This window comes from Phycicoccus sp. M110.8, from assembly GCF_032464895.1.
GTDB lineage: Bacteria > Actinomycetota > Actinomycetes > Actinomycetales > Dermatophilaceae > Pedococcus.
On the sequence record NZ_JAWDIC010000001.1, the window covers coordinates 528,919 to 541,068 of the forward strand.

A 12,150-nucleotide genomic window follows, 5' to 3' on the forward strand; every position below is an offset into this window, starting at 1 on the left:
CCTTCGTCTGTCGATTCGCAGATGCTAGGCAAATACATCTGCTTTATGCAAGCCCTTGATCTCATGCGTATGCTTTATGTCATGGCGCAACCCGCAGAGGTCGACGACGACCGATCGACCCAGCCGGGACTGCATGCCCGCGTGCTCGACACCTTGGGCATGGCCATCTGCGGCGGCGTGCTGGCGCCCGGCACCGTGCTCTTCATCGACGACCTCGCCGAGCAGCACACCGTCTCACGGCCGGTGGTCCGGGAGGCCCTGCGGGTCCTCGCCTCGATGGGCCTGGTCGAGTCCCGCCGGCGGGTCGGGACGATCATCCAGCACCCCCGGGGCTGGAACGTCTACGACCCGCTCGTCATCCGCTGGCGGCTGGCGGGAGCCGGCCGGATCGGCCAGCTGCGCTCGATCACCGAGCTGCGCAGCGCGGTCGAGCCCGCGGCCGCGGGCCTGGCCGCTGAACGCGCCGAACCCCGGGAGGCCAGCGAGCTGGTCGCGCTCGCCGCGCGGATGTGGGAGGCCGGACAGGCTGGCGAGATGGACCTGTTCCTCGCGCTGGACATCGAGTTCCACCACCGTGTCCTCGCCGCCTCGCGCAACGAGATGTTCGAGCACCTGCACCAGGCGATCGCCGAGGTGCTCACCGGACGTCACGCCTACGGCCTGATGCCGCACCACCCGCACGTCGACGCCCTCCAGATGCACGTCGACGTCGCCCAGGCCATCCAGCGGCGCGACCTGGAGATGGCGCGGTCGTCCATGGTCCGCATCATGGAGCGGACCATGGACGAGACGAAGGCCATCTGGCAGGAGCAGACAGGCACCCCAGGCCCTGCCTGAGCCGAGGGTGTCGCGAGCCGCTCAGCTCGGAGCCGAGGGTGCCGCGTGCCGGTCAGCCCGTCAGAGCGGGCAGGTGTTGACCACGTCGCCGCTCGCGGGCCTCGGGAACGTCTGGTCGGCCGGGGGCTGCACCCCGCGGTCCACCCACGCGGTGAGGGCGTCGAAGCCGGACCGCGCGCACGGCAGCAGCGGGCGCAGCCTGTCGGGGAACGCGGCATACAGGCCGTCGGTGTGGGTCCCGTCGGTGATCGTGTAGTAGCGGTGCAGCGCGCCGCGCCCGGCCGAGTCGATGAGCCGGTCGTAGACGTCCGCGTCGGTCCGCGGCGGCAGCAGCGTGTCGAGCGAGCCCTGGACCGTGATGAGCGGCTTGCCGACCTTGCCGGTCAGCTGGACGCTCGCGACGGAGTCCTTCACCGACTGCGGCCGTGACGCGTAGTCGTAGTCCGCGTCGCACGCCGGGGTGCCGCTGGCGCAGAACGGCGTGCCCGCCTTGAGGTCGCCGTCGTAGGACGGGTCGAACTCCTCACGGTAGATGCGCTGGGTGAGGTCCCAGTACACCGAGTAGTGGAACGGCCACAGGAACTCCGAACCGGGGACGAACCCGGCCGCGATCATGGCGTCGTGCGCCGCCTGGTCTCCGGTCGCGGCATACGCCGGGTAGTTCTTCAGCGCGGTCGGCAGGTAGGTGAACAGGTTCGGCCCGTCCGCGCGGAACAGCGTGCCCTCCCAGTCCAGGCCCCCGTCGTAGAGGTCGGGACGGTTCTCCAGCTGCCACCGGGTGAGGTAGCCGCCGTTGGAGATGCCGAACATGAACGTCTTCGCGGGCGCCTTGGCGTAGACCTGCTTCAGGACCTTCTTCGAGGCGATCGTCAGCTGGGTGACCCGGCTGTTCCACTCCCGGACCGAGCCGCCGGGCGACGACCCGTCGTCGTGGAACTTGAGCCCGACGTTGCCCTTGTCCGTGGCTGCGAACGCGTACCCCTTGGCCAGGACGAAGTCGCTGATGATGAAGTCGTTGGCGTACTGCGCGCGGTTGCCGGGCGAGCCGCTGACGACGAGGCCGCCGTTCCAGTGGTCGGGGATGCGCAGGACGAACTGGCTGTCGTGGTTCCAGCCGTTGTTCGTGTTGGACGTCGAGGTGTCGGGGAAGTAGCCGTCGACCTGGATGCCGGGGACGCCGGTCGGGTTCACCGTGCCGGGGGCGTTGAGCCCCGCCCAGTCACTCTGGTTCGTGTGTCCGGTCTTCAGGGTCCCGGCCGTGGTGAGGTCCTCGAGGCAGGCGGTCTTCTGGACCTCCGCGCCGGGGACGCGGATCTTCGACTCGCGGGCACAGTGCGCGCCCTGCGGCTTGTCGGCGGCCGCGGGGCCGGCGGTGAGCAGCGCGGTGCCGAGGGCGAGCGCTGCGGAGGTGGCGAGGGCGGCGTACCGCCGGCGTGACGTCGTTGTCGGGCGCATGGGGGCCATCGTTCGCGTGCCGCACGGGGCGCCTCAATGTGCGGGCGGCACACACTGCTCCGGTGCGCGGTGTGCCCCTGACGTGCGGGTATGCCGTGGAGCCGGCCTGCGGCCAGCCTGCCCGCGGGGCCTTCGTCCCCCGTGCGACCACCACCCCGCGGGTAGGCTGGACGCACGAGATCGGGAGGCGCCATGGGCAGTCACCGCAAGCCGTTCCTGTGCCGGACCAACCTGCACCACCACTGGGAGTGGGCCACGACCACGGACGGCGTCGACTACGAGCGCTGTGCCCGCTGCCTGAAGGAACGGGGCGGTCCGCTGGACGACCGCCGGACCGTCGGGTCCACCGTGGTCACCAACTTCGGCAGCACGCACTGACCCTCTCGGCCGCCGAGGTCGTCCCGCGCGGCAGGCCTCGGGCCGTCAGGCGCGGCGGCCCGAGATCGTCGCGCGCGGCAGGTCTCAGGCCGTCGCGCGCAGCAGGTCGCGGGTGATCTCGAGCTGGCCGCGGTGCTGGGCCAGCTCCTCGTACACGTGCAGCAGCACCTCGCCCTGGGTGGCGTACTCGTCCCCACCCTCGGGGTGCGCGGGCGGCTGGTCGGGGCTCGCCGCCCGCACCCAGCCGGCGAAGTCGGCGCGAAGGGCGTCGGTGGCAGCAGCCAGGTCGGCGACCGGACCGGTCGCGGTGAACTCGCCGGCGCGGTCCCGTGGCACGGGCCGGTACAGGTTGATCGTCGACGCCCACGTCGCGCACACACCGAGGCAGTGCGTGAGGATCTGGACCGGGCTGTTGGCGCCCGGCAGGTCGGGCCGCCGGTTGGCGAGGTCGTCGCCGAGCTCGGTGACGATGTCACGCATCGCCACGAGCGCCTCGTCGCAGAACCGCAGGTAGACCTCCGGCGTGATCACGCGCCCTCCTCCGTCTCGTCCCCGGCGGCCTGTGCCGCCCCGTCGGCCGAACCACCGGACCCGTCCGACGACCCTCCCACCGGGGTCGCCGAGCCGGTCGCGAGCAGCTGCCGGAACCCGGCCTCGTCGAGGATGGGGCGGCCGAGCTCGCGGGCCTTGTCCTCCTTGGAGCCGGCGTTCTCGCCGACGACGACCCAGTCGGTCTTCTTCGACACGGACCCCGACGCCTTGCCGCCCCGGGCCAGGATCGCCTCCTTGGCCTCGTCGCGGCTGAAGCCCTCGAGCGAACCCGTGACGACGACCGTCATGCCGGTGAGGGTCTGCTCGACCGACTCGTCGCGCTCGTCCTCCATGCGCACGCCGTCGGCGGCCCACTGCTCGACGATCCGCACGTGCCAGTCGTTGCCCTCGCCGTCGAACCAGTCGCGCACCGCGTCGGCGATGACACCACCGACCCCCTCGACCCCGGCGAGCTCCTCGCGGGAGGCGTCGCGGATGGCCTGCATCGTGCCGAAGTGCTGCGCCAGCGCCCGGGCCGCCGTGGGCCCGACGTGCCGGATCGACAGCGCCACGAGCACGCGCCACAGCGGCTGGGCCTTGGCCTGCTCGAGGTTCGCGACGAGCCGGGCACCGTTGGCGGACAGCACCCGCCCGTCGACGACGGCGTCCTGCGGATCGGTCCTCTTCGCCGCGCGCGTGAACAGCGGCACGCGCGCGATGTCCTCCTCGCGCAGCCCGAACAGCCCGCCCTCGTCCTCCAGCACCCCGGATTCGAGCAGCGCCCCCGCGCCCTCCCAGCCCAGCGCCTCGATGTCGAAGGCGCCCCTGCCCGCCAGCCCGGCGAGCCGCTCTCGCAGCTGCGACGGACAGGTGCGGGCGTTGGGGCAGCGGATGTCCTTGTCGCCCTCCTTCTCGGGCTTGAGCTCGGTGCCGCACGACGGGCAGTGGGTCGGCATGACGAACGCGCGCTCGGTGCCGTCGCGCAGGTCGACGACCGGGCCGAGGATCTCGGGGATGACGTCGCCCGCCTTGCGGAGCACGACCGTGTCGCCGATCAGCACGCCCTTGCGTTTGACCTCGTCGGCGTTGTGCAGCGTGGCGCGCTCGACGGTCGAGCCGGCCACGACGACCGGTTCCATGACGCCGAACGGCGTCACGCGGCCGGTGCGGCCGACGTTGACGAGGATGTCGAGCAGCCTGGTGTTGACCTCCTCCGGCGGGTACTTGTACGCGATCGCCCACCGCGGCGCCCGGGACGTCGACCCGAGCCGGCGCTGGAGCCCGACCTCGTCGACCTTGACGACGATGCCGTCGAGCTCGTGCTCGACGCTGTGCCGGTGCTCGCCGTAGTACGCGACGTACTCCTGCACCTCCGCAACCGTGGACAGCACCTTGAAGTGGGTCGAGATCGGCAGCCCCCAGGCACGGAACAGCTCGTACGCCTCGGACTGCCGGGTGAGGTCGAAGCCCTCGCGGAACCCGATGCCGTGCACCAGCATCCGCAGCCCACGGCTGGCCGTGACGCGGGGGTCCTTCTGCCGCAGCGACCCCGCGGCCGTGTTGCGGGGGTTGGCGTACGGGGCCTTGCCGGCCTCGACGAGCGAGGCGTTGAGGTCGGCGAACGCCTCGACCGGGAAGTAGACCTCGCCGCGGATCTCCACCCGCGCGGGGTGGTCGGAGCCCTCGAGCTGGTGCGGGATGCCCTCGATCGTCTTGACGTTGTTGGTGACGTCCTCGCCCGTGCGGCCGTCGCCGCGGGTCAGGGCGCGGGTCAGGCGGCCGTTCTCATAGAGCAGGTTCACCGCCAGGCCGTCGATCTTCAGCTCGCACAGGTAGTGCAGGTCGGCCGTGCCGGCGTCGCGCTCGACGCGGGCCGCCCACTGCGCCAGCTCCTCGGGCGAGAAGCAGTTGTCGAGCGACAGCATCCGCTCGAGGTGGTCGACCGCCTGGAAGTCGGTGGAGAAGACCGCTCCCCCGACCTGCTGCGTCGGGCTCTCGGGCGACCGCAGCTCGGGGTACTCGTCCTCCAGCTCGTTGAGCCTGCGGATCAGCTGGTCGTACGCGGCGTCACTGATCGTCGGCGCGTCCTTGACGTGGTAGGCGAACTGCGCGGCGCTCGCCTGGTCGGCCAGGTCCGCCCACTCGTGCCGTGCCTCCTCGGGCACGACCTCGGAGACGAGGGTGTCGGGGGCAGCAGCGCTCGAGCCGTTCTCACTCACGCGCCTCATCCTGCCGCACGCCACCGACGTCCCGCCCGCGACGGCGGGCACCCGGCGCCGGGCCGGCGCGTTGTCCCGGGTGGCAGCCCCCCGGCATACGGCGGATCCGTAGCGAAAGACCGCGCGAGCAGGGAGGATGCAGCCAAACGTCCCCGACGGAGTGGAGCGCCCCCGATGACCAACATCGCCACCGACCTGACCACCACGGCCCAGCGGACCCCCGAGCAGTCGGCGATCCGCATCGACGGCAACAGCATCAGCTACGGCCAGCTCCACGCCATGGCGGCGAAGGTGGCGGGGCAGCTGCGGGCGGCCGGCGTCGAGCCCGGCGACCGGGTGGCGATCATCCTGCCGAACGTGCCGGCGTTCCCCGTGGTGTTCTACGGCATCCTGCTCGCGGGCGGCGTCGTCGTGCCGATGAACCCGCTGCTCAAGTCGGGCGAGATCGACTACTTCTTCACCGACTCGGGGGCCAAGGTGGCGTTCGTCTGGCCCGACTTCGTCGGCGAGGCGACCAAGGGAGCCCAGAACTCGGGCACCACGATCGTCGAGTGCACGCCCCTCGGCCCGGTGTCGGGCGTCCTGCCCGAGGGTGACCCGATCGCCGAGCCCACCGAGCGCGCGGACGACGACGACGCGCTCATCCTCTACACCTCGGGCACCACGGGCCGGCCCAAGGGCGCCCAGCTCACCCACTCCAACATCCACCTCAACGCCAAGCGCAGCTCGGTCGACATCCAGCACACCAGCCCCGACGACGTCGTCATGGGCTGCCTGCCGCTGTTCCACGTGTTCGGCCTCGTCGTGGGCCTGCAGGCCGCCGTCGTCGCGGGCGCGTCGCTGGCGCTCATCCCCCGGTTCGACCCCGAGAAGGCGATCGAGGTGATCGAGAAGGAGCGGGTCACGATCATGCTCGGCGTGCCGACGATGTATGCCGCGATCCTCAACCACCCGCGCTCGGAAGGGATGGACGCCTCGTCGCTGCGGGTCTGCTGCTCGGGCGGCTCGGCCATGCCGCACGAGGTGCAGAAGGCGTTCGAGGACAAGTTCGGCTGCATCATCCTCGAGGGGTACGGCCTGTCGGAGACCTCACCGGTGGCGTCGTTCAACATGCCCGACCGCGAGCGCAAGCCCGGCACCATCGGCGTCGCGATCCCCGGCTGCGAGATGAAGCTCGTCGGCATGGACGGCCAGGACGTCGGCCCCGGCGAGGGCGTCGGCGAGATCGCGATCCGCGGCGACAACGTCATGAAGGGCTACTGGAACAAGCCCGAGGCGACCAAGGAGGCGATCCCGGACGGCTGGTTCCGCACCGGCGACCTGGCGACCGTCGACGAGGAGGGCTACTACACGATCGTCGACCGCAAGAAGGACATGATCCTGCGCGGCGGCATGAACGTGTACCCGCGCGAGGTGGAGGAGGTGCTCTACCAGCACCCCGACGTCGTCGAGGCGGCCGTGGTCTCCGTGCCGGACGACCTGCTCGGCGAGGAGGTCGGCGCGGCCGTGGCGCTGCGCCCCGGCGCGACCGCGACCCTCGAGGACGTCAAGCAGTTCGTCAAGGACAACATCGCCGCCTACAAGTACCCGCGGCACATCTGGCAGGTCGAGGAGCTCCCCAAGACGGCGACCGGCAAGATCCTGCGCCGCGAGGTCAGCAAGCCCGCCGACGCCTAGGCCCGCTTGCGGGCCGGCAGTCCGATGACGACCGCCGAGCCGAGCACAACCGCGGCTCCGACGAGCTGGGGCCACGCCAGGTGCTCGTCGAGGACCGCGACGCCGAGGACGACGGACACCACGGGGATCAGGTAGGTCACCGTGGTGCTCACCGTCGCGCCCGCGCCCCGGACGACGTCGAACTGGAGCATGTACGCGAGCCCGGTGCCGACGACACCCAGGGTGAGGACGGCGAGCAGCGGCAGCACCGAGCCCCCGCCCGACGGGTCGGCGTGCCCTGACCACAGCGCGGCGTACGCGTCGCGGTGCAGCAGCCACCAGACCAGCAGCACCGGCACCATGAGGGCGGTCCCGACCAGCAGCAGGGCCGTCGGCATGGAGAGCCCACCCAGGTCGGCCTTGCCGAGGAACCGCCGGTTGTACGTCCAGCCGAGGCCGTAGCAGGCCCCGGCGACCAGCGTCATGCCGAAGCCGAGCAGGTCCGGGCGTCCGGCCGACTCCCACGGCTGCATGATGACGACGACCCCGACGAACCCGAGCAGCACGGCGGCCAGCTTGCGCGGCGAGAGCCGGTCGGCGGGCAGCAGCAGCAGCGCGAAGAACACGGCGGCCAGCGGGGTCGTGGCGTTGCCGATGCCCGCCAGGGCGGAGGAGACCCGTTCCTCCCCCGCGGCGAAGAGGCTGAACGGGAGCGCCGTGAGGAAGACACCCGACACGGCCAGGTGACCCCACACGCGCGGCTCGCGGGGCAGCCGGCCACCCGTCACCGACACCAGCCCGAGCAGGGTCAGCGTGCCGGCGAGGATCCGCAGCCCCGAGATCTGCAGGGGCGCCATCGTGCGGAGCCCGACCTTCATGAGCAGGAAGCTCGAGCCCCAGATGAGGGCGAGGAGGAGGTACTTGGCCTGCCAGGGCACCCGCGGCGGGGCCGGCGTGGTCGTGTCGGGGGTGCGGGGTGGGGCGGCGACGGTGCTGCTCACGCGGGCGTCAACTCTCGGCTCGTTCGGACCATTCCGCGGCCACGTCGACCGCTGCACGGGTAACGCGCCAGGCCCCCTCCGGTGTGAGCCCCGCCAGCCCGCAGGCCGGGGTGGCGACGAGCTCGCCCAGGCCGGCGCGCGGCATACCGGCGTCGGTCCAGCCGCGCTCGACGGCGGCTGCCGCCGCGCGGGCCGTGCCCGAGCCGTCGGTGGGCAGGCACCCGGGCCAGACGGCGACACCGGACTCCACCGTCGCGGCGAGGGACTCCCAGCGCTGCGGGGTGAGGGTGGTCGTGTCGAGCGCGATGGCGGCCGTGCCGGTCTGGCGCAGCAGCGGCAGCGGTATGCCGGGGTCGCAGCAGTGCACGACCGTCGCCACGCCCTCGGGGGCGGCGGTGAGGACGTCGCGCAGGCCGGTGGCCACGACCTGGGGGTCGACCGCGCGCAGGTGTCCGTAGCCGCTCGCCGTGCTCAGCCGGCCCGCCAGCACCGCGGGCAGCGACGGCTCGTCGACCTGCAGGACGAGGCGGGCACCGGGCACGAGCGCCTGGACGCGGGCGAGGTGCACGCGCAGGCCCTCGACCAGGGACCCGACGAGGTCGCGGACCGCGCCCTCGTCGGACACGGCCTTCTCACCGCGGTTGAGCTCGACGGCTGCGGCCAGCGTCCACGGGCCCGTCGCCTGCACCTTGAGGTCGCCCTCGTAGCCGTCGAACGCCTCGGCGAGCTCGTCGAGGTCCTGGCGCAGGTAGGCGGCGGCCCGCTCGGCGTCGCGGCCGGGCCGGTCGACGAACCGCCAGCCCGACGGCTGCAGGTCGACCGGCATCTCGACGAGCAGGGCCGCGCCGCGGCCCACCATGTCGGCGCCCGGACCGCGTGCCGGGAGCTCGGGCAGGTAGGGCAGGTGCCCGTCGCCGAGGATCTCGCGGACGCCCCTGAGGGCCTCCCGGACGTCGGTGCCGGGAAGGGATCCGATGCCGGTCGCGCGTGCCACGGGCCGAGGCTACCGACGGCCACCGACGGAACCCGGCTCGGGTGGTCGCAGCGCCGACCATGGGCGAGAGAGGGTGGGGAGCCGGTGGCTTCTCGCGCACTCTGCGTTGCCCCAGCTCCGGGGGCACCGCAGAGCCCCCGGACGTCACGGACCGTGGCGGTCGGGCGTCAGGCGCCCGCCGGTCCGGCGGCGTCGTGCTGGGCCACCAGCCGCTTGGGGGCGACACAGCGCCAGGCGTCCTCGACGACCTGCTCGACGCGGTCCCAGTCGACGTCCTCGACATCGAGCCACGCGCCGACCCAGCCGCGGTGGCCGACGTACGGCGGGCGGAGCCACCGGTCGGGGTCCTCGGCGACCAGTGCCTCCTGCACGCTGTCCGGGGCAGCCGCCCAGATCGCCACGCGGTCGTCGTGGTGCCGGTCCGCCGCCATGACGAACGCCCTGCGACCCCCCGCGAACCAGGTCGCCTCGCCGTGGGACGTGCGCTCCTCGGTGCCCGGGAGGGCGAGGCACAGCGCCCGCACCCGCGCCAGCGGCGACCCGTCACCGATGGTGCGGTCGGGCACCTCCGGACGGCCCGGCATACCGGCTCTCAGCGCTCGAGCCAGGACTCGGCGATCGTGGCGGACCCGACGACCCGAGTCCCTTCGTAGAGGACCACGGACTGGCCCGGAGCCACGCCGCGCAGCCGTGACCCGAGCCGTACCTGCACCTCGTCGCCGTCGGCCCAGGCCGTCGCCGGCACCTCCTCGCCGTGCGCCCGGACCTGCGCTCCCACCTCGACCACGCCCTCGGGCGGCGTGCCGCACCAGCGTGCGTGGTCGCCACGGATGGCGTCGACGCCCAGGAGCTCGGCGGTGCCGATGGTGACCCGGTTGTCGGCGGTGTCGACCCCCACGACGTAGCGGGGGGTGCCGTCGAGGGAGGACCGGTCGAGTCCCAGCCCACGGCGCTGCCCGACGGTGTACGCGTAGGCGCCGGTGTGCGTGCCGACGACGGCTCCCGTCGTGGCGTCGACGACCTCACCGGGCTGCTCCCCCAGCCGCGAGGCGAGCCAGCCCCGGGTGTCGCCGTCGCTGATGAAGCAGATGTCGTGCGAGTCCGGCTTGTTCGCGACGTAGAAGCCGCGCTCGCGCGCCTCCTCGCGGATCTGCGGCTTGGTGGTGTCGCCGAGGGGGAAGAAGGCCCGGGCCAGCTGGTCGGCGTCGAGCACGCCGAGGACGTAGGACTGGTCCTTGGCCGCGTCGACGGCCCGGTGCAGCTCGCGGGTGCCGTCCGGCCGCTCGACGACCTGGGCGTAGTGCCCGGTGGCCACCGCGTCGAAGCCGAGCGCGAGCGCCTTGTCGAGCAGGGCGGCGAACTTGATCTTCTCGTTGCAGCGCAGGCACGGGTTCGGGGTGCGGCCGGCGGAGTACTCGGCGACGAAGTCCTCGACGACGTCGCGGCGGAACCGCTCGGCCATGTCCCAGACGTAGAACGGGATGCCCAGGACGTCGGCGACACGGCGGGCGTCCCCGGCGTCCTCGATGGTGCAGCAGCCGCGCGCGGACTCGCGCAGGGTCGCGGCCGACTGCGACAGGGCCAGGTGGACGCCGACGACCTCGTGGCCGGCGTCGAGCATCCGGGCGGCAGCGACCGCCGAGTCGACCCCGCCCGACATGGCGGCGACGACGCGCATCAGCCCGTCCACCCGCTGGCTCGACGAGCGCGCTCGACCGCCGTCGGCAGGGCTGCCAGCACCGCGTCGACGTCCGCGTCGGTCGACGTGTGCCCGAGCGTCAGCCGCAGCGCACCACGGGCCCGCTCCTCGGACAGTCCCATGGCCAGCAGCACGTGGGACGGCCTCGGCACGCCGGCCTGGCACGCCGACCCCGTCGAGCACTCCACCCCGGCGGCGTCGAGCAGGTACAGCAGCGAGTCGCCCTCGCAGCCGGGGACGAGCAGGTGGGCGTTGCCAGGCAGCCGACCGGTGGCGTCGCCGGGCTCCCACGCTCCCCCGACCGTGATGCCGTACCCGAGGTCGAGCGCCCCCTCGAGGAGCCGGTCGCGCAGGGCCACCAGCCGCTGCGCCTCGACGTCGAGCTCGGCCACCGCCTCCTGGGCCGCGACGGCGAACGCCCGGATCGCCGGGGTGTCGAGGGTGCCGCTGCGGACCTGCCGCTCCTGCCCACCACCGAACGTCAGGGGTGTGAGGACCGCGTCGCGGCGGGCCACGAGGGCGCCGACGCCGACGGGGCCGCCCAGCTTGTGTGCCGTGACGGTGAGCAGGTCGACGCCGCTGGCGGCGAAGTCGACGGGCACGTGGCCGACCGCCTGCACCGCGTCCGTGTGCACGGGTATGCCGTGCTCGTGCGCCACCGCGGCGATCTCGGCCACCGGCTGCACGGTGCCGACCTCGTTGTTGGCCCACATCACCGTGACCAGCGCGACGGACCCCGGGTCGTCGCTGATCGCCGCGCGGACGGCCTCCGGGCGCACGACCCCGAGCTCGTCGGGCTCGACCCACGTGACCTTGGCGCCCTCGTGGGCCACCAGGTGCTCGACGCAGTCGAGGACGGCGTGGTGCTCGATGCCGCTGGCCACGATGCGCACGCGGGCGGGGTCGGACTCGCGGCGGGCACTGAAGGTGCCCGCGACCGCGAGGTTGTCCGACTCGGTGCCGCCCGAGGTGAAGACCACCTCCGAGGGGCGGGCGCCGAGGGCCCTGGCGAGCTGCTCCCGCGACTCCTCGACGACCCGGCGCGCACGCCGGCCGGCGGTGTGCAGCGAGGAGGCGTTCCCCGTGACCTGCAGCTGCTCGGTCATGGCCGCGAGGGCCGACGCCCGCAACGGCGTCGTGGCGGCATGGTCGAGGTAGGCGGTCACCCGCAAAGTTTACGGGTCGACCGCTCAACCTTCCGGTCGGCGTGGGCGTCGGGTACGGCAGCCGCGCACGCGGCAGACTTCGGCGCAGGGGGTGTGGCGGTGGGCCGGCGGGGGCCCGGGCACGCCGGCGATCGAGTCGCCCGGCTTTGCCCGGTCTTTACCCGGTGCGTCCGTAACCGGGTGCAGAGGGCTTCGTTGGGCCCGGTAGAGGGAC

Annotated in this window: 11 protein-coding genes; 3 read left to right on the top strand and 8 right to left on the bottom strand. The window is 72.9% G+C overall.

Annotation, left to right across the window (positions count from 1 at the left end; translation table 11 throughout):
• Nucleotides 1-81: 81 nt before the first annotated feature.
• On the top strand, nt 82-837 hold the full coding sequence (locus RKE38_RS02585; protein ID WP_316005891.1) for a FadR/GntR family transcriptional regulator: 756 nt from the start codon (nt 82-84) through the stop codon (nt 835-837).
• Between the two features lie 60 nt (nt 838-897).
• Here the strand turns inward: RKE38_RS02585 and RKE38_RS02590 are convergent, their stop codons facing one another.
• Nucleotides 898-2,292: a tannase/feruloyl esterase family alpha/beta hydrolase gene (locus RKE38_RS02590; RefSeq protein ID WP_316005892.1), complete on the bottom strand. Its 1,395-nt coding sequence runs from the start codon at nt 2,290-2,292 to the stop codon at nt 898-900.
• Between the two features lie 192 nt (nt 2,293-2,484).
• Here RKE38_RS02590 and RKE38_RS02595 point away from each other — a divergent pair, with 192 nt between their 5' ends.
• A complete protein-coding gene (locus RKE38_RS02595; protein WP_316005893.1) occupies nt 2,485-2,670 on the top strand; it encodes a hypothetical protein in 186 nt (61 codons plus the stop codon).
• A gap of 84 nt (nt 2,671-2,754) precedes the next feature.
• On the opposite strand, the gene RKE38_RS02600 is transcribed toward RKE38_RS02595, so the two are convergent.
• Nucleotides 2,755-3,201, bottom strand: a complete 447-nt coding sequence (locus tag RKE38_RS02600) for a DinB family protein (protein ID WP_316005894.1) — start codon at nt 3,199-3,201, stop codon at nt 2,755-2,757.
• Entirely contained in the window at nt 3,198-5,429 is a 2,232-nt protein-coding gene (gene ligA, locus RKE38_RS02605; RefSeq protein ID WP_316005895.1) for an NAD-dependent DNA ligase LigA, read from the bottom strand. Before ligA ends, RKE38_RS02600 begins: the two co-directional genes overlap by 4 nt.
• Before the next feature lie 165 nt (nt 5,430-5,594).
• On the opposite strand from ligA, the gene RKE38_RS02610 reads away from it, so the two are divergent.
• Nucleotides 5,595-7,097 (top strand): long-chain fatty acid--CoA ligase, encoded by a 1,503-nt coding sequence (locus tag RKE38_RS02610; protein ID WP_316005896.1) that lies wholly within the window; start codon nt 5,595-5,597, stop codon nt 7,095-7,097.
• Here the strand turns inward: RKE38_RS02610 and RKE38_RS02615 are convergent.
• The 5 genes from RKE38_RS02615 to RKE38_RS02635 all read right to left on the bottom strand — a co-directional run bounded on the left by RKE38_RS02615 (nt 7,094) and on the right by RKE38_RS02635 (nt 11,936).
• A complete protein-coding gene (locus tag RKE38_RS02615) occupies nt 7,094-8,077 on the bottom strand; it encodes a DMT family transporter (RefSeq protein WP_316005897.1) in 984 nt (327 codons plus the stop codon). The genes RKE38_RS02610 and RKE38_RS02615 overlap by 4 nt on opposite strands.
• A 7-nt stretch (nt 8,078-8,084) precedes the next feature.
• Complete coding sequence (locus tag RKE38_RS02620) at nt 8,085-9,071, bottom strand: methionine synthase (protein WP_316005898.1); 987 nt, start codon at nt 9,069-9,071, stop codon at nt 8,085-8,087.
• A gap of 167 nt (nt 9,072-9,238) precedes the next feature.
• The gene (locus tag RKE38_RS02625) at nt 9,239-9,655 is read right to left on the bottom strand and encodes an MmcQ/YjbR family DNA-binding protein (RefSeq protein ID WP_316005899.1); all 417 of its coding nucleotides are present in this window, start codon (nt 9,653-9,655) and stop codon (nt 9,239-9,241) included.
• An 8-nt stretch (nt 9,656-9,663) separates the two neighbouring features.
• The gene (mnmA, locus tag RKE38_RS02630; protein WP_316005900.1) at nt 9,664-10,749 is read right to left on the bottom strand and encodes a tRNA 2-thiouridine(34) synthase MnmA; all 1,086 of its coding nucleotides are present in this window, start codon (nt 10,747-10,749) and stop codon (nt 9,664-9,666) included.
• Nucleotides 10,749-11,936, bottom strand: coding sequence for a cysteine desulfurase family protein (locus RKE38_RS02635; RefSeq protein WP_316005901.1), 1,188 nt, complete (start codon nt 11,934-11,936; stop codon nt 10,749-10,751). Before RKE38_RS02635 ends, mnmA begins: the two co-directional genes overlap by 1 nt.
• Nucleotides 11,937-12,150 lie beyond the last annotated feature (214 nt).